General features: G+C 33.9%; 18 protein-coding genes. 7 read left to right on the forward strand and 11 right to left on the reverse strand.

Going from position 1 to position 25,118, the window contains the following annotated elements:
• Positions 1-17 precede the first annotated feature (17 nt).
• Positions 18-2,225 carry a bifunctional alpha,alpha-trehalose-phosphate synthase (UDP-forming)/trehalose-phosphatase gene (locus ACEN2I_RS09355; RefSeq protein WP_441765836.1) on the reverse strand — a complete coding sequence of 736 codons (2,208 nt, stop codon included), beginning with the start codon at positions 2,223-2,225 and terminating at the stop codon, positions 18-20.
• Positions 2,226-2,305: 80 nt separating this feature from the next.
• Between ACEN2I_RS09355 and ACEN2I_RS09360 the strand changes: the two genes are divergently transcribed.
• Entirely contained in the window at positions 2,306-4,105 is a 1,800-nt protein-coding gene (locus ACEN2I_RS09360; protein WP_441765837.1) for a glycoside hydrolase family 15 protein, read from the forward strand.
• Positions 4,106-4,443: 338 nt separating this feature from the next.
• Here ACEN2I_RS09360 and ACEN2I_RS09365 read toward each other — a convergent pair whose 3' ends face one another.
• On the reverse strand, positions 4,444-5,469 hold the full coding sequence (locus tag ACEN2I_RS09365) for a helix-turn-helix domain-containing protein (RefSeq protein ID WP_441765838.1): 1,026 nt from the start codon (positions 5,467-5,469) through the stop codon (positions 4,444-4,446).
• A 171-nt stretch (positions 5,470-5,640) separates the two neighbouring features.
• On the opposite strand from ACEN2I_RS09365, the gene ACEN2I_RS09370 reads away from it, so the two are divergent.
• From ACEN2I_RS09370 to ACEN2I_RS09385, 4 genes are all read left to right on the forward strand, one after another.
• Positions 5,641-6,132, forward strand: coding sequence for a DNA-deoxyinosine glycosylase (locus ACEN2I_RS09370; RefSeq protein WP_441765839.1), 492 nt, complete (start codon positions 5,641-5,643; stop codon positions 6,130-6,132).
• Between the two features lie 86 nt (positions 6,133-6,218).
• The gene (locus ACEN2I_RS09375; RefSeq protein ID WP_441765840.1) at positions 6,219-6,806 is read left to right on the forward strand and encodes a DUF4142 domain-containing protein; all 588 of its coding nucleotides are present in this window, start codon (positions 6,219-6,221) and stop codon (positions 6,804-6,806) included.
• A gap of 111 nt (positions 6,807-6,917) precedes the next feature.
• Complete coding sequence (locus ACEN2I_RS09380; protein ID WP_441765841.1) at positions 6,918-7,352, forward strand: DUF6526 family protein; 435 nt, start codon at positions 6,918-6,920, stop codon at positions 7,350-7,352.
• 283 nt (positions 7,353-7,635) lie between these two features.
• Positions 7,636-8,547, forward strand: a complete 912-nt coding sequence (locus tag ACEN2I_RS09385) for a hypothetical protein (protein WP_441765842.1) — start codon at positions 7,636-7,638, stop codon at positions 8,545-8,547.
• 162 nt (positions 8,548-8,709) lie between these two features.
• On the opposite strand, the gene ACEN2I_RS09390 is transcribed toward ACEN2I_RS09385, so the two are convergent.
• The 6 genes from ACEN2I_RS09390 to ACEN2I_RS09415 form a co-directional block, all read right to left on the reverse strand.
• A complete protein-coding gene (locus tag ACEN2I_RS09390) occupies positions 8,710-10,734 on the reverse strand; it encodes a glycoside hydrolase family 97 protein (RefSeq protein WP_441765843.1) in 2,025 nt (674 codons plus the stop codon).
• 26 nt (positions 10,735-10,760) lie between these two features.
• Positions 10,761-12,005: a glycoside hydrolase family 71/99-like protein gene (locus ACEN2I_RS09395; protein ID WP_441765844.1), complete on the reverse strand. Its 1,245-nt coding sequence runs from the start codon at positions 12,003-12,005 to the stop codon at positions 10,761-10,763.
• 261 nt (positions 12,006-12,266) lie between these two features.
• Positions 12,267-13,778, reverse strand: coding sequence for a RagB/SusD family nutrient uptake outer membrane protein (locus ACEN2I_RS09400; RefSeq protein WP_441765845.1), 1,512 nt, complete (start codon positions 13,776-13,778; stop codon positions 12,267-12,269).
• 25 nt (positions 13,779-13,803) lie between these two features.
• Positions 13,804-16,806 (reverse strand): SusC/RagA family TonB-linked outer membrane protein, encoded by a 3,003-nt coding sequence (locus ACEN2I_RS09405; protein ID WP_441765846.1) that lies wholly within the window; start codon positions 16,804-16,806, stop codon positions 13,804-13,806.
• Positions 16,807-16,833: 27 nt separating this feature from the next.
• A complete protein-coding gene (locus tag ACEN2I_RS09410; protein WP_441765847.1) occupies positions 16,834-17,916 on the reverse strand; it encodes a hypothetical protein in 1,083 nt (360 codons plus the stop codon).
• A gap of 4 nt (positions 17,917-17,920) precedes the next feature.
• Positions 17,921-18,445 (reverse strand): DUF5004 domain-containing protein, encoded by a 525-nt coding sequence (locus ACEN2I_RS09415; protein WP_441765848.1) that lies wholly within the window; start codon positions 18,443-18,445, stop codon positions 17,921-17,923.
• A gap of 469 nt (positions 18,446-18,914) precedes the next feature.
• On the opposite strand from ACEN2I_RS09415, the gene ACEN2I_RS09420 reads away from it, so the two are divergent.
• A complete protein-coding gene (locus ACEN2I_RS09420) occupies positions 18,915-20,513 on the forward strand; it encodes a DUF6377 domain-containing protein (protein WP_441765849.1) in 1,599 nt (532 codons plus the stop codon).
• A gap of 10 nt (positions 20,514-20,523) precedes the next feature.
• Here the strand turns inward: ACEN2I_RS09420 and ACEN2I_RS09425 are convergent, their stop codons facing one another.
• Together ACEN2I_RS09425 and ACEN2I_RS09430 are read right to left on the reverse strand one after the other, a co-directional pair.
• Positions 20,524-21,378 carry an EamA family transporter gene (locus ACEN2I_RS09425; protein ID WP_441765850.1) on the reverse strand — a complete coding sequence of 285 codons (855 nt, stop codon included), beginning with the start codon at positions 21,376-21,378 and terminating at the stop codon, positions 20,524-20,526.
• Positions 21,379-21,479: 101 nt separating this feature from the next.
• Positions 21,480-22,391, reverse strand: a complete 912-nt coding sequence (locus ACEN2I_RS09430; protein WP_441765851.1) for an EamA family transporter — start codon at positions 22,389-22,391, stop codon at positions 21,480-21,482.
• A 147-nt stretch (positions 22,392-22,538) separates the two neighbouring features.
• On the opposite strand from ACEN2I_RS09430, the gene ACEN2I_RS09435 reads away from it, so the two are divergent.
• Positions 22,539-23,957, forward strand: a complete 1,419-nt coding sequence (locus tag ACEN2I_RS09435; protein WP_441765852.1) for an aminotransferase-like domain-containing protein — start codon at positions 22,539-22,541, stop codon at positions 23,955-23,957.
• A 61-nt stretch (positions 23,958-24,018) separates the two neighbouring features.
• Here ACEN2I_RS09435 and ACEN2I_RS09440 read toward each other — a convergent pair whose 3' ends face one another.
• Positions 24,019-24,966: a bestrophin family protein gene (locus ACEN2I_RS09440; RefSeq protein WP_441765853.1), complete on the reverse strand. Its 948-nt coding sequence runs from the start codon at positions 24,964-24,966 to the stop codon at positions 24,019-24,021.
• Between the last annotated feature and the right edge of the window lie 152 nt (positions 24,967-25,118).

Below are 25,118 nucleotides of genomic sequence, written 5' to 3' on the forward strand. Positions count from 1 at the left end.
AAAATAAATTACCTCATCTATTTAGTGATACCATTTAAAATTTCGCGTACCTGAATAATATCGCTGGTGAAATATCTGGCTGTTGTTTTTCCTTTTCCAACTTTTATTGTAAATGCATGAGCCGGAACTTCCTGAAACATATATTCATCTGTCCAGTCATCACCTATTGTAAAAATAAAATCATATTGATTATCTCCGATAAATCTTGAAGCAGCACGTCCCTTATTTACATTACTGCTTTTTACTTCAAGCACTTTGTTGCCTTCTAATACTGAAAGTGAATTATTAGCAAGAAGCCTGTTAAGCATATGTTTAAGCTCCATTATTCTTAAATTTGCCAAATCTACATCAGCCGTTCTGTAATGCCATGCCAGAGAGAACTCTTTTTCTTCGATAAAAGTTCCTGGTGTACTGTCTGTAAAAGTTTCCAAAACAGGTCTGACATTTTCTTTCCAGTCAGCTTTAAGATTTTCCAGACAAACCCAATCCATCCCTTTTTTTCTCAACCAAACACCATGGTCAGTAATAAGGGTATAATTTTTATCTTTAAACCAGCTTTCAAGGGTTTTTCTATCACGTCCGCTAATGATGACAACTTCTGTGTTTTTTTGCGCGGCAATAGTGTCAAGTAAAGTATATAATTCCTGATCCGGCTTGGCGTCGTTTGGTATATTTTTAAATCCTACTAATGTTCCGTCATAATCTAATAAAAACAATCTTTTATCAGCCTCTTTATATTGTAATGACATCTCCTGTATAATATCATTATCTATTTTTTTAGTAATAACAGGTATTAAAGTATTTTTAGTGTCATACAGGGATTTTAAAAATTCTCCTGCCCATCTTTCTACATCATAGCGGGAAATTCTTGCCTGCAGAGCATCCATACGTGTTTTTTGTTCCTCTTCGGGCATTTCTAAAGCATACTTTATAGTATCTGCAATTTGTTCAAAATTATTAGGGTTAATCAATAATCCTTCATGCATTTCTTTGGCAGCACCGGCCATTTCACTCAAAATCAATACGCCTGTCCCATTAGTTCTTGTTGCTACATACTCTTTTGCAACCAGGTTCATACCATCTCTAATAGGCGTAATAAGCGCTACATCTGCAACTACATAAAGATCAATGAGGTCATCAAAAGGCATCGATCTGTAAAAGTACCAAATAGGTGTCCAGTTAACGGTTGCAAGGCTCCCGTTGACCCTTCCAACTAATTCATCTGTTTCCCGTTTGAGTTTTTGGTATTGCGGAACATTTTCTCTTGAGGGAACTGCAAGCATCACTAAACGGACTTTTCCTTTGTATTCCGGATACTTGTTCAGAAAATATTCAAATGATTTTATTCGGTTGGGGATTCCTTTCGTATAATCCATTCTGTCAATAGACAAAATAAGTTTTCCCTCTCCGGAAGATAAATTATGCAGTTCAATATTACGCATTAATTCTGATTTTGTTTTTTCAGGACGTAACGAATGTTCAAGGGCAGCACTATGGTAACGATCATAATCTATCCCCATTGGAAAAGAATCTATTTTAATTATTCTGTCTCCGTAAGATATTTCATTAAAACGAACTTCAAGACCAATTATTCTTGCCACTGAACTTATAAAATGTCGGACATAATCATAGGCATGAAAACCAATCAGGTCAGCACCCAGCATTCCGAATAATAATTCATCCCGCCATGGGCAGGTTCTGAAAAGCTCATACGATGGGTAAGGTATATGGAGGAAAAAACCAATAGTAAGATTAGCTCTTTTTTCTCTTAGCAATTCCGGAAGTAATAAAAGCTGGTAATCGTGTATCCATACTGTGTCGCCATCATTTACATTTTTCAGTACAACATCAGCAAACTTCTGGTTCACTTCTTTATACGATTCCCAGTGGGTATGCTCAAATTCAGTATAGGCCTGAAAATAATGAAAAAGGGGCCATAAAGCATTATTACTGAAACCGAAATAATAATTTTCGATATCGTATGACGTAAGAGGAACACGGATGCATTTTTCATTTGCCAATGCTAAATCTACCTCTTCCTGATATCTGGGTTCAATTTCTTCTTCAGTAAGTCCTGACCAGCCTATCCAGATTCCGTTGCCTTCAGAATGAACTGATTTCATGCCAGTAGCCAGTCCGCCAATACTGGGTTTTACAATCAGGTTTTCATCATCAAATTTAAGGTCAATGGGGAGTCTGTTAGAAACTATAACTGTTTTATTCATCAAAAAATGGTTTGGATTAATAATATTGTTTTCGTAAATTTAAAGAATTAAGGGCCTTTAACCTAACAAAAAAGAACTTTATGAATAACTTAAACTATGGTATTATAGGAAATTGCCGAAGCGCAGCATTAATTTCAGACAAAGGATCTATCGAATGGTGCTGTCTTCCTGAATTTGATTCTTCATCCGTTTTTGCAAAAATATTAGACTCGGAAATTGGAGGAAGTTTTGAAATTCAAACCAGTGATGATTATACTGTAAGCCAGAAATATATTGAAAATACCAGTATATTGGTCACCACTTTTACTAACGGCACGGATGCCTTTGAAGTAAATGATTTTATGCCTCGCTATCGAAAAGACAAAGGAGGTTATCAGGCGCCGCCGGAAATTATACGTTACTTTAGAAAACTCTCCGGAACACCGGCTTTTAAAGTTATCTACGATCCCCGTTTAGAATATGCATCAGGCAAAACAGTAAGTTTTGTAAAACCGGATCATATTGTTAGCCTCACCGGTAGTACAAAATTTGACTCCCTTTTTCTTTACAGTAATTTAGATCTTGAAAAAATTGCAGATGGCAGTGAGATTACGCTTGAAAAAGATAGCTTTTTATTATTGGCTTACAATGAAAAAATTTTTATTCCGTTGCAGTCAAAAATTGCATTGGAATTTGAAAGAACAAAAACATACTGGCTTGGATGGACCGATAAAACAACAGAATATAAAAAGTACAATGAGCAGATAGCGCGAAGTGCTATAACACTTAAACTTTTAAGTTACGAAAAAACCGGAGCTGTCCTTGCAGCCGCAACTACCTCTCTTCCTGAAACTATTGGCGAGGTTCGAAATTGGGATTATCGTTTCTGTTGGATACGGGATGCCTCTATGGTTGTTAAAGTAGTTTCGGAACTTGGGCACAAAAAAATGGCCAAAGATTATCTGCAATTCATTGTTGATCTGACTCCTACTAAAGATGAAAAATTACAGATTATGTATGGTATCAATAAAGAAAAGAACCTTACAGAAAAAACATTAGATCATCTTAGCGGATATATGGGAAGCAAACCGGTAAGAATTGGAAATGCCGCCTATTCCCAGCGTCAGAACGATATTTACGGAATTTTAATGGATGTTATTTACCAACAGCTTGTTACGTTTAGCAATGATACTGAAAATGGCGAAGAACTCTGGAACATCACCAAAGGAATTGTATGGGTTGTAAGCAGACACTGGCAAGAACCTGATAAAGGTATTTGGGAATTCAGAACGGAAGAAAGACATTTTACCTTTTCCAAAATATTATGCTGGACTGCCATTGACAGAGCAATAAAGGTTGCTAAAATATTAGGAAAGAAATATAAGGCTGAAAAATGGGAACCTTTAGCTGATGAAATTAGAGAAGATATCATGAAAAATTCCTGGAAGGAATCTGTTCAGGCTTTCACTCAGTCTTATGGTTCAGATGAGCTTGATACTTCTGTGCTTTTAATGGAAACTTATGGTTTTATTGACGCCATGGATCCCAAATATATTGCTACCGTAAAAGCTATTGAACGTGACTTAAGTAATGACGGGCTTTTGTATCGTTATAAAAACAAAGATGATTTTGGTCTTCCCTCCTCATCATTTACAATTTGTACTTTTTGGTTTATAAACAGCCTGTATAAAATTGGGGAAACAAAAAAAGCAGAAAAACTATTTAAAAAACTTCTTTCATATAGTAATCATCTAGGGTTATTTAGTGAAGATATCGATTTTAAAACTAAAAGACTTTTAGGGAATTTCCCTCAGGCATATTCACATTTAGCACTAATAGAAACTGCCATAAACCTTTCTAATGTCACCAATGAAGAAGTTGTGCTTGACGCCATAGGGTAGTAATTCTAAATTTGAAACCTGCAAAATTCTTACAAATTACTGTATTTTTTAATGCTCTAATTTTCATTTTCAAAATTTTGAAAATGAAAATTAGAGCATTACTATTTTAAAATATTTTGAACTAAAGTATGATGTAAGCTTCCTTAATATGGTATAGAGATGTTTCCAAATTATTTCGAAAAATAACCGGTTAATTTAAAAAGCTGATTATGAAATTCGAACAGGTTTTATGAAAACTGAATTCTTAGCCCTGATGGAAGCGGCATCCTTTTTATCCACTTTTTTTTGCGGATAAAAAGATATAGCGAACTAGCAGGATAAGCTCCTTAAAAAAATAACTAAGCTGTTATAGCGAGCTGATTTTGACTGAATTTGTATTCCTTCGGACTGCAGTTAAATTTTTGCTTGAAGATTTTAGAGAAATAACTTCTGCTTGTAAAACCAATACAATACACAATTTCTGAAATATTTAAATCCGAATTTTTAATTAAGATTTCGGCTTTTAAAATTCGCATATGCGTAATAAAATCATTTACCGTTCTGTCATGAATCATTTTAAAACCTTCCTGAAGTTTGTTTGGCGACAAACCTGATTTTTTGCTAAGTGATTTTATGGTAAACTGTTCTTCCGGGGTTTGTTTGATAAGATCTGATAGTTTTTTTATTTCTTCCATTTCTTTTAATGTAAGGAAGTTTGTTTCTTTTAAACAATTATTCATATCATCTGAATGCTGCTGAATTTCCATTGCTAAAATAATTTTCAATATCCCTTCTTTTAACAGATTTCGAACAATTCCGGTTTGTGTAACAGCATTTAATTGTTCTATTTTTTCGGCTATTTTTAAATTATAAGAGCCTACATAGAAAAAATTACCTGACAGGTTTTTTTCAAAAAAAGTTTCTTTGACTTTATTATTGAAAAAATTATTTTCAAGCGAATCCGTATTTTGTGTTCCCACCACAATTAAAGTGACTTTGGTATTACTATTCTTTTCAAAAAACAAAATATTGTCTTCATTTTGTTTGGATGAAACAATTGCAGTCTGAAACTTTTTTAATTTTCTTTCTACACCAGACATTCCAAAACTATGCGACAGACTTCCTTTTGAACAATAGGCAAAATATACAGGCGAAATACTTGGATTTGCAATACTGATTTTTACATCTTCAGAAAAAAACATATCAAATTGAAGACATGAAATAGAATCACTAAACGAAGATCCAACGATGGTTCCTTTGGCAAAATTATTATTGATTTCTAAAGCATATTCATCAGAATCAAAAGTTATTTTCCCACCTAAACCTATTGTAAGTTCATCAAATATATTTTTAATTTTATCTTTATATATAGTTACTGTTTTCATTTTGCCTGGATTTAAATTCAAAAAATTATATTTATAATTGACAACAGACTTAATTTGTTTTTAATTATAAATCTTAAATTCAAAATTCGTTTAAAACACCTTAAAAGTTGTTATATAATTTTTGTGTTTTGTTTTATAATTACTTCTAAATGATTCTTTTACTCTATTTATATGAAAAGTTTTTCTTTTGCCCCTATTTCAACAGCAGATGCAAAAATCCTGATTTTGGGTACAATGCCTGGCACGAAATCACTTGATATTCAGCAATATTATGGTCATCCCCAAAATAATTTCTGGCGTTTTATGTTTGAAATTTTAAATGAAGATTTTTCAAAAGATTACGAAACCAGAAAAGCATTATTACTTCAAAATAAGATTGCTTTGTGGGACGTTTTACAATATTGCGACAGAATTGGTAGTCTGGACAGTGCTATTAAAAATGAAATTGCAAATGATTTTGAACAATATTTAGAGCAACATCCTCATATTAAAACCATCATTTTTAACGGACAAAAAGCAGCAGTCTTCTTTAAAAAATATGTTTCAGTAACCACTAAATATAATCTTATTACCCTTCCTTCTACAAGTCCGGCCAACGCCAGCAAATCATTCAACTCAAAATTAAACGAATGGAAAGTCATCGATCAATATTTAAAGGTTTGAATGATATAACATTATTAATTCAAAGTATAAAATACTCTAAATATGTTTAAATAATTTTATCCTAATAAATTTTAAACATAAAAATCATGAAAAAGATACTTTTAATTAGCAAAGTAGTTTTAGGAACCGGAATACTTTTACTGAGTTTAAATTCTTGTAAAAATGAAACCAAACAAGAAGACACAAAAGAAGTCGCCGAAGATCAAAACGAAGCTAAATTTGACAGCATAGATTCTAAAGAAGATGATTCTGAGTTTTTAGTTGATGCAACTGAAATCAATTTGGCTGAAATCGAAATTGGAAAACTTGCCCAAACAAAAAGTACAAATCCAGAAGTCAAAAAGTTTGGTAAAATGCTTGTTGACTCTCATACAAAATTAGCTGCAGAGGTAAAAACTGTTGCAGACAACCGTAATTTTTCTCTGCCAGCTTCAATTACTGAAGAAGGAAAGGATGAATACGACAAACTAAATGAAAAATCAGGTCTTGATTTTGACAAGAAATTTGCAGACATGATGGTTGAAGGTCACGAAAAAGCAATTGACAAATTTACTAAAGCATCAGAAAACGCCACTGATCAGGAAATTAAAACCTGGGCTTCTAATAACGTTGCAACCCTTACTGCACATCTTCAGCATGCAAAAATGCTTAAACAGGATTTAGATAAAAAATAAATAGAAAACAATACTTTTGTATTGATTGTTCATTATTTGGGGAAAAAAGCTATTTGTTATAAATAGCTTTTTTTACGTTTACATTAAAAACACACATCAAAAACAAAAATCATGAAAGTGCAATCCTATAAAAATCATATTCGATTTTATCCATCACACCATTTTATATATTATCCTGCTTTGATTTTTTTTTTATCTTTTAGCATTTATTTTGCGGTAACCTCACCTTATCACCTTATATGGAGTTTTATAGCCATAATTTTTATCTTTTTATTTTGTCTGGCATATATGCTTCGTCAGCATTATGCCTTGATTTTACAAAACAGAATCGTTAAACTTGAACTTCGATATCGTTACTATACCCTTACCGGAACCAGATTTGAAACTATCGAATATAAATTTACTGATGATCAGATATTTGCATTCCGGTTTGCTCCTGATACTGAATTTTTACCCCTAATTGAACGTGCACTTGCAGAAAATCTCTCAGGCGATGCCATAAAAAAAGCTATTGTAAATTGGAAAGGCGATTATAATCGGGTATAATTAAAATATAAATCAGGGTGTGCCACCATTAAATAAAGACCCAATCAGGCTTTGCGCTTATTCGGGTCTTTTTTTAATGCTGTCGTGCTATACGCGTTACTTCGGTAACCAGCTGCTATCACTCACACGACATTGTAATTCAAAAAAACCTCCATTAAAAACTACATAATACTGACATTCAGCTAAATAATAAAAATATTAAAATCAAAAAATGCAAAATGAATGATTTTTTCGTTAACTTTAAGTAATAAAATTTATCAATAAAAACCTAAAAATAAATAGTATGAAAAAATTATTTTATTTGTTGATAGTGTTCCTTTCCTTTTTCTCATCAAAAGCACAGTCTGTTGCCGAAGCGTCTTTTAACAATACTTTAATCTCTGTAGAAAACAAACCCAATTACGATGTGGACATTCAGGAAGATCTTCCCTGGCATGCAAGACGTTTTAAATTTACTGCTGGTGTATTTTTTCCTTCCAATAATACAGAAGTTAAATACGGGAGTAACAATGGCGAAATCGGAGATGTAATTGATTTCGAAAAAGACCTTGGCTTTGATAAATCCTCAACATCGTTTACCGGAGCATTTGAATGGCGTATCTCCAGAAGGTCTAGATTGGGTGCAGAATATTTTTATTTAAAAAGAACTTCTACAAAAACCCTTGAAAGAAATATTGAATTTGGAGATAATACATACCCTGTAAATGCGAGAATTTCAGCATTTGCCGACAATCAAATTATTCGAATTACATACGGTTATGCTTTTATATCAAAACCGGCATACGAAATTGGAGCCCTTATTGGAAGCCACGTTTTATTAGGAGACATGGGCATAAAATTTGAGGCCGGTACAGCAGAAGCAGAATTCCGAGAAAATTTCAATTTTACAGCACCACTGCCTGACATAGGACTTTGGGGAGAATTTGTTTTAGGAAAAAAAGTCGGGCTTTATGCTAATGCGAATTACTTTGCTCTTAAAGTCGATAATATTGACGGACGAATATTAAGTTATAACCTTTCTGTTTTATACAATGTTTACAAAAACTTTAGCTTAACAGCAGGATATACCGGATTAAACGTGAGAGTTGATGTTGAAAGAGAAAGACTTAACGGGTATTTAAAATGGAGCTATAATGGTCCAACTTTAGCAGCAACTTACTCTTTTGGAAACCATGTAAAGCTTTACAAACATTAATTTTAAACTATATAAGTTCATATTACAGATTATAAGTTTTTGCTTTAACTAGTAAAATTAACTTATATCACTTATATGGCAAAAAATAAAATAACAAACCCGATAACTTTTTAAAAATATCGGGTTTCCTGCTCAAACTTGACTCAAACTGATTTAACTAACTTATATTTCGATTGGAGAGAATTTTATAGCTGCTCCTCCACCAGCTGCGAGTTTGATATCTAAAACTGTTTTACTGTTTACTTTTTGTTTTAAAATTGTTACCGGATACGGGTTCGTTTTGTAATTTGCCCCGGCTCCATCTGCATAAATTTCAGCTTCATATTGTTTTCCTGTCTCCAAAAATGATAATTGAACTTTAATGTTTCTTGCCTCTTTGTTTGTAATAGATCCTAAATACCAGTTTTTTTCATCCCAGTCTCTACGGACAATGGTGGTATATTGTCCAATTTTAGAATCTAAAACTTTGGTATCAGACCAGGTGCAGGGAACATCTTTTATAAATTGAAATTCTGGTTTTCCAACATAATTCTCAGGTAAATCTGAAGCCATTTGCAACGGACTGAAAATAATCACATACAAAGCCAATTGATTTGCCAAGGTAGTCTGAACTCTCGCTCCCGAAGGCGTTTTATAATCAAAATTGAAATTACCCGGTGTATAGTCAAACGGTCCTGAAAGCATTCTGGTAAAAGGCAAAGTCGTTAAATGTTCCGGCGTGTTTCCGCCATCTGCAGACCATGCATTGTATTCCTGACCTCTTCCCCCTTCCTGAGACATAAAGTTTGGATAGGTACGCTGAATTCCGGTTCCTTTCATGGGTTCGTGATTGTCGATCATAATGTGGTATTTCGCAGCCGTTTCAATTACTTTTCTGTAATGACGTGCTCCGTATTGGCTGTCGTGCCATTCTTTTTTATCTAAATATTTGTTGACATAACCTGTTTTAACCGAATTCACACCCATTTTTCGATACAGTTTAAAAGCATCTTCCAATTGGCTTTCATAGTTTTTTGTTGCACCCGCCGTTTCATGGTGTCCGATTAAACGAACATTTTTCATAGCGGCATATTTCGTAATTTCTTCCAGATTGAAATCCGGATATGGTTTTACAAAACTAAAGGCAGAACCATCAGCTGTCCAGTCTCCGTCCCAGCCTTCGTTCCAGCCTTCAACCAAAACTCCGTCGAAACCATTTTTTGCAGCAAAATCAATATATTCTTTGGTGTTTTTTGTAGTTGCACCATGTTTTGATCCTTGTCCCCAAGTAAATTTCTCTAAATGCATGCCCCACCAGATTCCAATATATTTTGAAGGTGTAATCCAGGAAAGATCTTCAATTTTTGAAGGATCGTTTAAATTGAGCATAATGGTTGAAGTGGCAACATCACCGGGAGTTTTTCCAACAACAATTGTTCTCCATGGTGTTGTAAAAGGTGTTTCGGCATATACTTTTACACCATCTGACCAAGGCACTAACTCGCTTTTGTATTGTTTGCTATTTGTTTTTAATAACGTCATTGATGCAAAATCGGTTAAATTCGCTTCATGAATCGCCACAAATAATTTTTCTTTGGTTTCAAAAGTAGCCGGCGTATTAATCGTATCTGTTTTACTGATAGACGTTTTACGATACGTACTTTCGTAATAACTATTTTCTCTGTGAACAGGAATCCACCAGACATCATTCTCAGATTTAAAAGTAAATTGCGTAACCTCATCAGAGATTTTTACTTTGCCTAAATGAGGCTGTTTTGGAAAGAAATAGCGAAACCCAATACCATCATCAAAAACCCTGAAAATAATATCCACCAAACGTTCTTTGCCCTTTGATTCTTTCAAATGAACAATTAATTCGTTGTGGTGATCACGAACTTTTTTGAATTCTCCCCAAGGCTGTTCCCAGATTTCGTCGGTAGTTTTTTCCTCGGCAGAAACCACTTCAAAACCTTCTGTCATCTTCTGGATTCCCTGAAATTCAAAACCCATCAAAGAAGGTTCTATAACTGATTTTCCATTAGACGTAAAGCTGTATTGCGGCTGACCGGAAGAAGATAATTCAAAAATTAATTGAGTGATTTTGCCAGGTGAACTTACGGTGTATGTTTTTTTAGTGCTGGTACTGCAGGCGTAAATCAATATCGACGCTAAAGCAATTAAAGAGTATCTGTATCTTATGTTTTTCATTATTTAATTGTATTAATTACAACTCTCTATTTAATTTCAGTTATCAATTGTTTTGCTTTTTCGGGCTGAGCAGAAACAAAATAATTAAAAGCCTGATCTAATTTTTTCTGGGCATCGGCATTGCCTTTCTTCTCAATTCTTAAAGTATACATTTTACTGATTTCAGGGAAAACAGATTCGGTATTTTTTACTCCCGCAAACGTTTTTACTTTTTCGATATACGTGTAGCCAAATTCTACCGTTGGTTCAAACATAGTCCCCTCGCCAAAGTCATTCCATGTAATTAATTGCAAATAGTTTAGGTTTGCATTTTTAGCTAATGCAAGTGTTTCATCAAGCGTAATGCCGTTGTTATGCTCGATTGTCCAGCCAATAGCTGCTCCGCTTCCTCCTGCTGCATAAAAATCTTTAAAACCTGGATAAGCACTTCCTATTGCAACATTTAGTTTTGGTTTTGTATTGGTATAAAAATTCGTCAGAAAAGAATTGTCTTTATAAACCCAGGCATATTCTCCTGAAGCATTTGTTCCCGCTTCTACCGACTGATCCCACAGCGTTATAAATGTAGGTTTTGTGGTTAACGTATTAAAAATGTTTGTCCATTCTGCTGGAGTCTGCAATACAATTGGACCGAAATTCAACAACAATGGCTTTCCGTTTATTTTGATGTAATTTACATCATCAAAATAATTTTTCTCCAAATAGGCCAGATCGGTTTTGGCTGCACTGGTTACAGAAATTGCTTTTCCGGCATTCACAACATTTGTTGTTACTCTGTCTTCATAAACAATGGCATAGTCCAGTCCAACTTTTTCTAACATTGCAATTAACTGCTCCGTATTTTCTTTGACCATTCTATAATCGTTAACATCATAAGTGCCATACCAATCGATTAAAACACCGTCAATTCCTGCGTATTTCATCAACAATAAATGATTTTCGATCACATTTTTATCTCCCGAATGGTAAGGCCCAATTAGTGGATAATAATAGGAAGCAATTTCTCTGCGATTGTTGGCGTCTATCGTGTTCGGATTTTTGTTGGCCATTGTCCAGTGATATCCCCATTTTTTGTCGGTACTGCTTTCGTTGGTTTCAAACCAGGGCATGTAATGCACGTAAATTTTGGTGCTATTTGTTTTTTCAATCGCAACAGGCGCAACTGTTTCTGGTTCTATGGGTTTATCTGAACCTTTATCATCGTTGCTACAGCTGGCAGCGATTAAAATATTCATAATCCCAAAAAACAATAATGTGATATATCTTTTCATATAGATTCATTTTTTTATAGAATATGGAATGCTTTTCCAATTCACTTTTTGCAATTATTTAAACACATAGATACATAATTCACATCGTGCAAAAAATCGTTTTACTTGTACTAAAAGATATAGTTATGTGTAATAAACTAGTTTTTTTATTATCTATTTTATTAATTTCTAAATGTAAAATTTATGTTTCTATGTATTTAAAAAAAATAAAACATGTCAGTCTTCTACGACTAACCAACATAGAAGACTGACATCAATAACCTAATTTACAGGATAACCAGGATTCTGATTCAGGTTTTTATTTGTCGTTAAAACAGTGCTTGGAATTGGAAAAATTGCTCTGTATGTTTCTGTTGCTCCTTTTTCCCACCATGACTCAAAGAAAGTTCCAAAACGAATATTATCTGTTCTTCTTCTTCCTTCAAAAGTAAATTCTCTCAGCAATTCCTGATCTATAAAATCAAGATCGATCGTGGCTGGCATTTCTGCTCCGGCTCGCAATGTAACTTGTTGCAGAAAAGGTTTTGCCAAATCTGAAGCCCCTAAACGAACGTAACATTCGGCCTGCATCATTAAAATTTCGGCATAGCGAATAATAACAAGGTCATGATCACGTTCCCACATTTCTCCTGCTTTCATTTCATATTTTCCTAAACGGATGCCTTGATTTTCTTTGGCATCTGCCACACTGCTCACCTCTTCAGTATAAGTAAGAGGTTCTCCATTATCCATCATAATAACCTGTCCGGTTGCAATGTTGATCTGGTCTCCGGCAACCATACATTTTTTTCTCTTATCTGTATCTTCAAAAGCAGAGTAAACTCCAGGCTGAGCGCACATTCCGTTGGCACTCCAAGGATAATCTCCAATAGCAGAAAGCGTTAATTTATGCAGATAATGACAAGACATTGAACTCATATAATTTCCAACAGTCCCTGCTTTTGAATCATAAGGAATTGCAAAAATAATTTCTGGTGACTTTTGATTATCGGTTGCAAAATTGGCAAAGAAATCCGGTGCTAAAGTGTATCCTGTTACCTTTTGACACATATCGATACAATCCTGCCAGCGTGCTGTACCAATGAATGCTTGTGAATTTAAATACAATCTTGCCAATACTGAATAAGCAACATTTTTGGTAAATTTAGAATATACTACATTTGAACTTAGATAAGGAAGCGCATCCAGCAATTCTTTCTCCACAAAATCATATACTTGCTTTCTCGTCGAATTTGAAGGTAACGAAGTATCTTCAAAATTTACTACAATTGGTACATTCCCGAATAAGTCCAAAAGGTTGTAATAATAATACGCTCTCAACGCTTTTAATTCAGCATAAATAGGTGCTTTAGCCTGATCTGTCAATGATGATTTATCGATTTGATAAATGATCGAATTGATTTTGGCAATTCCGGTATAGTTATAACGCCAGGCCGAAAGAATCATACGGTTATCTGCTTTCCAGGTATGTTTTTGTGCATCCTGATATTGTCCGCCATCATACCAGTTTGTTCCTCTGGTTGGAATCGTAGCTTCATCTGAAACGGTTTCATTTAAAAAGAAAACATATTCGCAAGTTGGATAATTGTTTGATATTCCATCTGCAAATCCTCTTAATGACGAATATGCTCCACCTACAAGTGCATCAATTTCTTTTGAAGTATTTCCGAAGTTTCCGTCTTCTACCCTATCATACAAATCTTCACTTAAATCTGTACATGATATCGTAAAAAGCATGCTCATCAATATTGCTGCTGTTATTTTGATTTTCATTTTTTATATTTTTGAGTTAATTCGCTTAGTTATTTAGCGTAAAATTTAATCCAACCGAAAACGTTGTTGGGCGAGGATAATTATTGTACTTATCGATTCCGGGAGCTGCTAAACCGGTTTGATCTACCCCATCCTGTGCATTTAAGCCAATTTCCGGATCAATACCTTTATAACTTGTAAAGACTGCAAGATTTTCTCCCATCACATATACTCTCAATTTTGAGCTTTTGTATTTTAAAGGCAAATTATATCCAAAAGAAACGGTCTGAAGTCTGAAGAAAGAAGCATCTTCTATCCAATAACTTGAATATTTTGGTGCCGAAGTGATTTCGCTATTTAAGAAATCATCCGGAACATTGAAAGCCGGCAATCTGTTAGGATCATTCAACATCATGTTTGTCGCATTCAGTGCTTTTTGGCCAAACATTCCATATCCTGAAATACCAAGATCAAATTTTCCGTAAGTAAAATTCATTCCGAGACCTAATGTTAAATCCGGTTGAATGTTTCCTAAATCTTTTTTATCTGCATCAATTAAGGCATTATCAGAAACTTTATCTCCTGCAGCATTGTAGTATAACATTTTTCCATCGCTATCAAGTCCTGCACTTTGGAACCCCCAAAAAGTTCCAACTGGATAACCCTCGGCAATAATTTGAGAATATTGTCCTGACATACCCGCTAATCCGTGTAAAGACCCGCTGTAGATTATATCAGTTTCATAAGTCGTGTTGGATAACTTTTCGATTTTTTGAATGTTATGTCCTAGAGTTAAATTTGCATCCCATGAAAATTTATCTCCCTTAATTATATCTGCATTCAAAGTAAGTTCAACACCTTTATTAGACATTTCACCTACGTTTGCCAGCATTGTTCCTACTAAATAAGGTGGCTGCGGCACTTCATACGTATATAATAAATCGCTTGTGGTTTTAGAATACCATTCTAATGAACCTGTAATTCTGTTAAATAAACTAAAATCTATACCAATATTTAATTGTTCTGTCGATTCCCATTTCAAATCAGGATTTGGGTTTTGTTTTGGAGAATAAGCCAAGCTCCAGGTTTGCGTAACCGGATCGTAGTAGCTGTCATTTCCTACTCCTAAAATCGAAAGTGACTTGTATTCACCAATTCCGTCCTGATTACCTGTAACTCCATACCCCACTCTTAGTTTCAAATTACCTAACCATTCTTTTGTCGAAGACATAAAATCTTCATTAGAAATTCTCCACGCAGCGGATGCAGACGGGAAAGTTCCCCATTTATTATTTTCTCCAAAACGGCTTGAACCATCACGTCTTACAGTTGCAGTAAGCAAATATTTTCCATCATAACCATAATTCGCACGAGCATAAAACGAAACTAAATTTGATTTTCCTTTGTATGAATACACATCACCCAAACGATAATTGTAACCCGCACCTAAATTGTTATAGCTAAAAGCATCTGTTACAAAACCGCTTCTTTGTGCGCCAAAACCTTCGTAAATATTTTCAAGGTATGAATATCCTGCAAGTGCACTGATATTATGTTTATCGATAACTTTAGTATAATTTACATACAATTCGCCCTGAGCATTAGTATACTCTGCGTAGGTTTTTTGTGCATAACCGCCTTCCGTTCTTCCTTCCAGAACAGCATAAGATGGTTTATAAGTATTTCCCTGAACGGCATTATGCTCTAATGAAATATTTGCTACAGCCTGAAAGTCGTTCAAAAATTTAACCTCAGTTTTAAAATATCCTAAAAGTCTGTGTCTTTTGTTATCTACTGTTCTGTTGGTTAAAATTTCAACCGGATTTTCGTAGATATTTCCTCCAACCGAAGAAAAATCTCCATTTGCATCATAAACCGGAATTGTTGGATTCAAATTATAAGAGCGTTCAAAAATTCTATAATCAAGCGGATGCCACTTATCTATATTAGCAAATAAACCCATATCAAATTTTATATCCTTATTATCTCCAAGGTATTGATATGCACTAACATTTCCGCTTACTCTTTCAAGACCTGTGGTTTTGATAACGCCTTCATTATTTAAATACGAAAGCGAAGCTCTGAAACCGCTGTCTGTCTTACCGGAATTAATGCTTAAGGTATGTGATTGCGAAACCGCTGTTTGTTCTAATTCTTTTTGCCAGTTGGTATTTCCACCATAATCAACAGCATCCATATTTTCGGTTTGGCGCACATAACCTCTCCATTGATTGGCAGATAAAAGATCTAGATTGTCAGCCACATAGCCAAAACTCGATAAGCCGCTATAGGTAACAGAAACCCCCTTTGTCCCTGATTTTGTTGTGATAATAATAACTCCGTTTGCTCCTCTTGAACCATATATGGCTGTTGCCGAAGCATCTTTAAGTATATCTACCGATTTAATATCCGAAGGCTGAACGACGTTAATATCCACTCCTGCAATTCCGTCTATTACTATAAGCGGACTGTTGCTTGCGGTTAATGATGTTCCTCCGCGTAAGCGTAAAGTAGAACCTGCAGCTGGATCTCCCGAAGGACGAATAACATTCAATCCAGCAACTTTTCCCTGTAAAACCTGTTCTGTTGAAGAAATTGTTCCTTTAACCAGATCATCTGCATTAACTGTTGAAATTGCTCCTGTTAAATCTGACTTCTTTTGAGTTCCATATCCTACAGCAACAACCTGAACTTCGGCTAGCTGATAACCGTCATTTTGCAGGCGAACATCGATATTGGAAGAGGCTGAAGTGATCTGAACCATTTGAGTTGTGGCTCCTATAAAGGATACTTCGATAGCACCTCCTACGGCTACATCCAGCATGAATTTTCCATCAAAATCTGTAGAGGTAGCATTTTTTGTACCCACTTCAATTACCGAAGCTCCGGGCAAAACACTTCCTGTATTATCATAAACGGTACCTGATATCTTCTTTTTTCCCTGAGCAAATATTCCTGCCGAAAGAAAAAGCATGATAATCATGAATACCATCGATTTAGTAGTCCACATTGCATGCAGGACTATTTTTTTATTTTTACTATTCATCATTAGAATTGGTGTTTAGTTTGATAGTGATTATTTGTCTAAAGTTTTAAGTGGAATCGAGGTATCTGAAATGGTTTTATCCTTATTATCTTTTACCAAAACGTGAATTTCATTTAAATTCAGTATTCCATGAAGCTCTGAAACCAAATTCACAAATCCTTTTATTTCAGCAACTCCTCCTGTAAACTCTCCTTCAATTACTTTGCTTCCGGCTGTAATGGTGTAGATTAATTTGTTTACGCCGGGTTCATTATTTTTTCTGTACATCCCCAGAAAATCTTTTTGACTAATTTGTAAAGGGAAAAAACCAAATACCGGTGCTGGTGGCGGTTCATAAGCTCCAGCGTAAAGTATCTGATCCGGAGTTGTTCCTGCCCAGTCGTCTTTTACCATGAGGAAAACTAAGTTTTCCATTACATAACCGTCGGGTGCATTGTAGTAAGTTTTAGGAACTAAATCCATTTTATAAAAACCATTTCCTAAATCTTTTAATTTTGTTTTTTCTACAATATCCGGCAGCCATGATTGGTATTCCTGTTTCAAATCCCAATCATTCAATCCGCTATGAATGTATACACTTGTAGCGCCTGCAAAACCCGGAGCGAGATTGGCATTAAATAAAATACTTACCGGTTTGTCCAGAGTAGGTTTTGTTGGATACGCTTTGATTAACTCATTTGCAGTATAAAAGGATGAGAAATCAGTATAAGGCATATTAGCAACTTCGCTTTGTTTTGATCCGTTTTTATTTTTTAAACGAAACCAAAATCCTGCGCTTGCCGCTATTTCTGCGGGAGTTTTAGAAAAATATGTGGTTGGAGTTAAAGTAAAACTCCACATTTTATTGCCTTCATAATGCAGTTTTGCAAAATTAGAAGAGTTTTCCCAATTGCCAGCATCCGGTTCTGATGGCGACCAAATCCAGATATAAAGATCTTCGTTTTCCAGAAAAGTAGTTCCTGCAAGATCAAAATACCAGGTAACCTGTTCATCATATTTGTACACTACCGGAAATGATGACATTGCGCCTACAGCTCCCGTAGTTTCTTGCGCCTGAATAAAATTAGGAGCCATCAAAAGGGCAAGTAAAATGGTGTATATAATTTTTTTCATACTTTTAATTAATAGCAGTTAATTTGAATACATAAGACACAAATGCAATCCCCCCTGAAGAATGAACTAATTGAAGTTCCATCTCTTCGCTGTTTCCCGGGACTGAAATCAGTCTGAGTTCGTCTGTTTTTTGCGTTTTCTGAGCGTTGCTGTACAAATAAATTCGTACCGGGCCGCTTGCATTAGTTTGCTGAAAATCTGAACTTAATGTCCAAAATCCTGTTGGAGCAAATAATGGAGGAACATCTCCAAGAACTTCATAACTTGTTGGATTCATTTTTTCATCTACGTTGAATTTGATTTTAAAATCTTCATAGTTAAAATAAGTACTCAAGTTTTGTTCATTCGGTTCGATGGCATTTGCCTTTGCAGATTCATCAACCATTTTCAAATTTGTTAATCCCCAATTTCCGTTTATTTTCTCATAAAGGGTAATTGGATCAACATAGCTTCCGTCTTCTGTATTATCACAACTAATGGCCATGAAACACATTACAACAGCTAACCAATAAATACTTTTACATTTCATAAATTTGTGGTTTGTTTTGTTAGTTTTTTGTTCCATTAAGAACAGAACGAAACTATAAGTTAAATAAATCATAAAAAAAATATCTGAGAAAAATCAAGATAAAAAACAAAACATTCATAAGTTAACTTATTTATTATCAAAGCTTTAAAATATATTTATAATTAAAAAAATCAAGACGTTGTTTAGACAAAAATTGCCATGTAATTAATGGAAATAATAGCAATATTGAAATTTTACCCTACATTTTTTTCGCTATACATATATATAATTGCTTTTTATTGTATAATTGCAAATTATTAAACTACTTTTAACATTTAGAGGCGATTTGATTGTATAAATCATACATTTCAAATACAAAATGCTAATTTTAAAGTTGCTCAATTGTCAACTCTTTTAAAATTATTTCTTAATTAAAAAGAATTAATCAAAGAAATTAAAAACTAACTTTTACCCTAACCAAAACATAACCATGCGAAGAATATTGATTCTGTATTTTTTCATTGCAGGTTTTTCTCTCGCTGCGAAAGAGACAAATCCTATTCTGGAAGAATTAGATAAAGTGCTTCTTAAAAAAGAAGTGTACTTAAAAAATAAATATCATAAAATTGCAGCCTTAAAAAAAGACGTTTCAAAATTCACCTTAAGTCAAAACAATAAACAACTGTATAACACTTACATGTTATTGTTTGACGAGTATAAGTCTTTTAAATATGACTCGGCTTATTATTATTTGGAAGAAGCCAAAATCAAGGCCATTGTTTTGAAAGATCCTGAGTTTTTGGCTAAAAGCCGAATTAAAGAAGGTTTCGTACTGCTCTCATCCGGATTGTTTAAAGAAGCTATTGATACGCTAAATATCATCGAAGACAAAAAACTCGATCAAAAGAATAAATTCGAATATTATTCCATAAAAGCCCGTGCTTATTATGATCTTGCTGATTATAATAAAGATCAGCGTTTTAATATTCATTATGTTCAGCAGGGAAATCATTTTCTGAAAAAAGCGTTAGAAATAATTGGCACAAACACTAATGAATATTGGGCTGCCGAAAGTTTAAAACGCTTAAAACAACAAGATTGGCGTGGCGCCGAATTTGCTTTTAGCTACTGGATTAACAATTACAAATTACCATCAGATTATTACGGTATCGCAACTTCGAGCCTTGGTTATATTTATTCGGAAAGAGGATATACCAAAAAAGCCATTTATTATCTTGCACTTGCGGCTATTGCTGATGTCAAAAATGCTACAAAAGAAACTGTTGCACTTCGAAATCTGGCCAACGAACTCTTTAAAATGGGTTATTTGGACAAAGCTAATGAGTACATAAACATTGCAATGGATGATGCTACTTTTTATAACGCCAGACACCGAAAAATTGAAATTTCGTCAATATTACCAATTATCGAAAAAGCACAATTGAATAATGTAAAAGACAAAAATGATAAACTCGAAAACATCATTATTTTACTGACGATTCTTACAGTTATTATTATTTTATTTCTAATTATTATTTTCAAGCAATTAAAAGAGCGAAATAAAGCCCGAAAAATTATGGCTTCTTCATATGCGCAACTGCAGGAAATGAATGTTAGTTTAAGTGAGGCCAATAAAATCAAGGAAGAATACATTACCTATTTTATTAAGGCAACATCTGCCTTCATTAATAAAATAGATCATATTCAGAAAAGTACACTTCATAAAATAATTACAAAGAAAACAGATGAAGTTATTGCGAGTTTAAAACGCTATAATGTAAAGGAAGAACGCGAAAATCTATTTCACCAATTTGATGAAATCTTTCTAAAATTATTCCCAACTTTTGTAACCGATTTTAATCATTTGTTTCCGAATGACCATAAATCCATTGTAAAAAAAGGAGAACTTTTAAACACAGAACTCCGCATTTTTGCTCTTTATAGATTAGGAATTCAGGACAGCAGCCAAATGGCAGAATTTCTGGAGCTTTCTGTAGCTACAATCTATACGTACAAAACCAGAATCAAAAGCAAATCAGACTTTAAAGATACGTTTGAGGAAAAAATTATGGCTATTAAAACGATATAATTAATACTTCTTAATTAATCTGTGATAAAACAATAAAAACAATTGCAATTAAGGCCAAAATAATACCAAAAAAATTCATTTTGGATAACTTCTCTTTGAAAAAAAAGACTCCAACAAGGCTTCCCAAAACAATAACGCCCATATTCATTCCGGCAAAAACAGTCGATGGGTTTTCAGAAAATGTCTGATGCGCTTTGAGGTAAAACAATATATTTCCGAAATTAAAAATTCCGACCAATCCTCCGAAAAGTATGTTTTTAGATTCCAGTTTTACTTTTTTCAGAAGAGTATTATAAATCACAATAAATAAAGAAACTGCCAAAGCAATATCAAAAACTACAAATAAAGAAGTCGTATACGGTAAAGTACTGTAAAGTGCAATTTGTTTAAAAAGGATATCGATTAAACCAAAACCTAATAAAACAAACGCAGGATAAAACCACTTATTCTGTTCGTTTTCGGAGGGTTTTCTTAAAATAAGTAAAAGCGCAAGAAAGCCAATGACAAGACCAATTACTTTATAAAAATTAAATTCTTCCTTAAAAATAAACCACGCAGCCAGTATAGGAATAAAAAGCGATAACCGCTGTGCGGCATCTGTTTTTACTATTCCCATGTGTTTGATCGAAGCTGCTAAAAAAAGAAAAACAACAGGCAGTAAAATACCAACACTTAAATATATATTCCAGGGAGCATTTGCTGTAACCTCATCCAGATTTGGGGTAAAAGTAAAATAGCAAAATAAGAGTGCAAATACATAATTAAAAGTAATGATCTGAACAGGATTACAATTATAATGGCGGTTTATTTTAAAAATCACACCAACAGTTACACTGCAAATAATACTTAAAATCAGAAACAACATATAATTATTTTTTAAGTACAAAAATAGTGTTTAAAGTCATTCAAAAGAAGCCCTGAAATTAATGAAAATGCTCAGGGCAAATTTTTAATACCTTTATTTTTTTAATTTTTAACAGAAAGCATTCTTTTTTGTTTAAGGGAAAAGAGATGATGTGAATTGAAAACCAGTACAGCCAGAAAAATAATACTATATGCGAAAATTTGTAGTGGCGTAATTTTTTCTTTATAAACAAAACAAGCCAATGCAAAAGCAATCATTGGATTAATATTCAATAACATTCCAACTGTTGAAGAATTGATTCCCGATAAGGCATACAAATTTAAAAACAGCGGTATAATCGTAAAAAATATGGCGATTGTTTCAATACAAAAATAAAATGTAAATTCTGTTGGAACAGGACCACTATATACCGGATAAAACGGCAATAAAAACAAGGCAGCCAATGTAATATGAAATGTAAGAATAATAAACTTATCGAAACCATTGTTAACACGCTGACTTACTAAATAACTGGCGTATGTTAATCCGATAATGACACTAAAAAACATATCCATAATATCGGCATATGATAATAGCAAGCAACCTGAAATACTTAATCCAACTGCTAGCCATTGTGTTTTTTTCAATTTTTCATGCAAAATAAAATAAGCCAGCAAAGTAGTTAAGATTGGACAAACCAAATACGCGAGCGAAGTTGCTTTTACACTCACATGATTCATTACATAAATAAAAGTAAACCAGTTGGCCATTAGAAAAAAACTTCCGCCGATGTTCAACAATACTGTTTTTCTTTTTTCTGAAGGAGATAGAGCCTTAAAAATTTCTATTGATTCTTTTATCTTTTTTCTTTTGAAGGCAAAAGCAATCAATAACATTAAAACACTACAGCTAAAAACACGAAAAAATAGAATATCCAGTGAAGCATATTCATGTATTGGTTTTAGTACAAGACTAAAAAATCCCCAGATGGTGTACGCCGTAATGGCTGCAGCATAATATTTTGTAGTTTTCATGGAACTTATTTTTGGTTAATCTGATGAAGCAAATTTCTTAAAAATAAAACAGCAATACAGATACAGTTTTTGTAAATTGCACCATAACAGTTTTTTTTATCTAATTATTGTAATTCCTAATAAAAAACTGATAAATAGTAACTTAATATGAAAAATTCAAATTTTTTATATCTGCAATTCGCCAACCGAATTGAAAAACAAATTAAATCCGGTGTTTTAAATGTGGGTGACAAACTGCCTTCAATCCGGGAAGCGTGTGCAGAAACGGGTTACAGCATGAGTACCGTAAGCAAGGCTTATTATGAAATTGAAAGCCGTTCCTTAATCGAATCAAGACCCCAATCTGGTTATTATGTGAGTAATATTTCGGCCAGAACAATTCCTGAACCGTCTCCAAGCAGTCCTATTTTAAAATGTGCCAATATTGACCGTGAAGATTTAATCGATCAGGTTTACGGTAATATGACTGATCCAAATATTACGATGCTTTCATTAGGTTTTCCGTCAAACGAGCTTCTCCCTATTGCTAAATTAAACAAAGGAATGCTTCAGGCCATGCGGCAGCTTCCTAATAGCGGAACCAGTTATGAACAGGTAAAAGGCAATCCGAATCTAAGACGGGAAATTGCCAGATGGTCATTTACATGGGGAGGATCATTAACTGAAGAAGATATCATTACGATGCCCGGCTGTACAAGTGCCATGTCGCACTGTTTAATGACGTTAACCCAACCAGGAGATACTATTATTACAGAAAGTCCTGTTTATTTTGGAATCTTGCAATTGGCTAAGTCATTAGGTTTGTACATCATGGAATTGCCTACTAATATGACTACCGGAATAGAATTAGAGGCGCTAAAAAAAGCTCTTTCGTCTAAAAAGATAAAACTTTGCTTACTGATGAGCAATTTTAGTAATCCATCCGGAAGTATGATGCCTGTTGAACATAAAAAAGAGGTTGTTAAATTGATGGAGTTTTACAATATTCCGCTAATTGAGGATGACATTCACGGCGATTTGTACTTTGGCTCCAGCCGGCCAACAAATTGTAAAACCTACGATGAAAGCGGAATTGTACTTTGCTGCAGTTCGGTTTCTAAAACGCTTGCTCCGGGTTATCGTGTGGGATGGGTTTCGCCGGGAAAATTTAAAAAACAGATACTGCGTAATAAAATTTACCATACACTCTCCTCGCCTACCATCACACATGAGGTTGTAGGTGATTTTCTGAAAAACGGAAGATACGAGAACCATCTTCGTAAAATTCGGCAGATACTGAATCATAATTGCAGTAATTACATCAATACAATTTTAGAATCTTTTCCAAAAGGAACAAAAGTAAGTCAGCCTCAAGGCGGTTTTTTTCTTTGGATAGAGCTGGATAAAAAAATAGATACCGCCGAATTTTACCATTTAGCGATGAAACATAACATCAGTTTTGCTCCCGGACGTATATTTTCTTTCCAGGATCAATTTTCAAATTGCATGCGTCTGAGCTTTGGCTTGCCCTGGACAAATGAACTAAGACAATCTATTCAAATTTTAGGAAAATTACTGAGTTCCTAAATAAAAAACCAGACAACACTATTTTGCGTTGTCTGGCTAACAATTAATCACCAAAAATTAATTATAAAACAAAATAAGCGTTGCTGTCCACTTTTTTTGGTTCCTCTTTTAGATCAAATTCACTGATGATATCAAATTCACTTTGATACTCATTCAGCATTTGCTTAATATTTTTTTCAATTGTGTTTGCAATAGTCGTAACAGGCGTGTCTGTAGGTCTGTTTTCGAAAGGATCCTGCAAATGAATTGCCATTTTTTCGATTAAAAAGAAAGCGGCAGAAATAGCCGTAATTAACGGAATAGCAAACCAGCTTAATACACTTGTTAATCCAAAAGGCAGTAACAAAATAAACAAACACAATGTTAATCGAATATACATACTATAAGTTGTTGGAAAAATGGTATTTTTAATTCGCTCACATTTACCCATTTCATCACATAATCTCGATAATGTATTATCAATTTCAACTTGCTGATACATGTTGATTCGTTTGCCATTTTTTGCGTTTCGAAGGTCACGTGCATGCAGCATTAAAATTGCATTTGGTATGTTCTGATGATTTTTTATATACTTTATCTCTTCTTCACGTAACAAACCTTTAAGTGGTTTTATGGCATCTTCATTTCGAAGTGACTGACCTAAACTATAACACCATGCTATTTGTCTCTTGGCGAAATTTTCCTTGAATTCATTTGCCTCAACAGAAAAATCAGGATCGCTGTAAAATGTCAGAATCTGACGAATTAACGTTCTGGAATCATTTACAATTCCTCCCCATACGATTCTGGCTTCCCACCATCTGTCGTAAGCCTGATTAGATTTAAAAGCTAACAGTAATGATATAATAGTTCCAATCATAGTGGGAATAGCGATTGGAATATCTACTGGAAGATTAATAAAATAATAATGAAAAATTTCAAACAATATAGTGTAAGCCATTACAAGGCCAATTTCAACTTTAATTTTCCCGAGCACATACTTCATTGGAATTCTTTTCTTTAATAACATATTTTCGGTTTTAAATTAATATTGTAGCTATCTAGTCAATTACTACTAGTCCTTAGTATTTTAGTACTTAGTCTTTAGTCCCTAATCTTAGTAGTTAGTTTTTTTATTTGATAAATAATCTTCGAACTATATTTTTATTTCCCTTAAAAAAT

This window comes from Flavobacterium sp. W22_SRS_FK3 (assembly GCF_052113665.1).
Taxonomy (GTDB): Bacteria; Bacteroidota; Bacteroidia; order Flavobacteriales; family Flavobacteriaceae; genus Flavobacterium.

Bases quoted from the DNA above. Each gene is read 5' to 3' on its own strand.
- ACEN2I_RS09405 (WP_441765846.1), bottom strand. From the start codon at position 16,806: ATGATGAATAGTAAAAATAAAAAAATAGTCCTGCATGCAATGTGGACT.
- ACEN2I_RS09390 (WP_441765843.1), bottom strand. From the start codon at position 10,734: ATGAAAAACATAAGATACAGATACTCTTTAATTGCTTTAGCGTCGATA.
- ACEN2I_RS09400 (WP_441765845.1), bottom strand. From the start codon at position 13,778: ATGAAAATCAAAATAACAGCAGCAATATTGATGAGCATGCTTTTTACG.
- ACEN2I_RS09370 (WP_441765839.1), top strand. From the start codon at position 5,641: ATGAAAAGTTTTTCTTTTGCCCCTATTTCAACAGCAGATGCAAAAATC.
- ACEN2I_RS09425 (WP_441765850.1), bottom strand. From the start codon at position 21,378: ATGTTGTTTCTGATTTTAAGTATTATTTGCAGTGTAACTGTTGGTGTG.
- ACEN2I_RS09375 (WP_441765840.1), top strand. From the start codon at position 6,219: ATGAAAAAGATACTTTTAATTAGCAAAGTAGTTTTAGGAACCGGAATA.
- ACEN2I_RS09435 (WP_441765852.1), top strand. From the start codon at position 22,539: ATGAAAAATTCAAATTTTTTATATCTGCAATTCGCCAACCGAATTGAA.
- ACEN2I_RS09380 (WP_441765841.1), top strand. From the start codon at position 6,918: ATGAAAGTGCAATCCTATAAAAATCATATTCGATTTTATCCATCACAC.
- ACEN2I_RS09410 (WP_441765847.1), bottom strand. From the start codon at position 17,916: ATGAAAAAAATTATATACACCATTTTACTTGCCCTTTTGATGGCTCCT.
- ACEN2I_RS09365 (WP_441765838.1), bottom strand. From the start codon at position 5,469: ATGAAAACAGTAACTATATATAAAGATAAAATTAAAAATATATTTGAT.
- ACEN2I_RS09385 (WP_441765842.1), top strand. From the start codon at position 7,636: ATGAAAAAATTATTTTATTTGTTGATAGTGTTCCTTTCCTTTTTCTCA.
- ACEN2I_RS09395 (WP_441765844.1), bottom strand. From the start codon at position 12,005: ATGAAAAGATATATCACATTATTGTTTTTTGGGATTATGAATATTTTA.
- ACEN2I_RS09355 (WP_441765836.1), bottom strand. From the start codon at position 2,225: ATGAATAAAACAGTTATAGTTTCTAACAGACTCCCCATTGACCTTAAA.
- ACEN2I_RS09360 (WP_441765837.1), top strand. From the start codon at position 2,306: ATGAATAACTTAAACTATGGTATTATAGGAAATTGCCGAAGCGCAGCA.
- ACEN2I_RS09415 (WP_441765848.1), bottom strand. From the start codon at position 18,445: ATGAAATGTAAAAGTATTTATTGGTTAGCTGTTGTAATGTGTTTCATG.
- ACEN2I_RS09420 (WP_441765849.1), top strand. From the start codon at position 18,915: ATGCGAAGAATATTGATTCTGTATTTTTTCATTGCAGGTTTTTCTCTC.
- ACEN2I_RS09440 (WP_441765853.1), bottom strand. From the start codon at position 24,966: ATGTTATTAAAGAAAAGAATTCCAATGAAGTATGTGCTCGGGAAAATT.
- ACEN2I_RS09430 (WP_441765851.1), bottom strand. From the start codon at position 22,391: ATGAAAACTACAAAATATTATGCTGCAGCCATTACGGCGTACACCATC.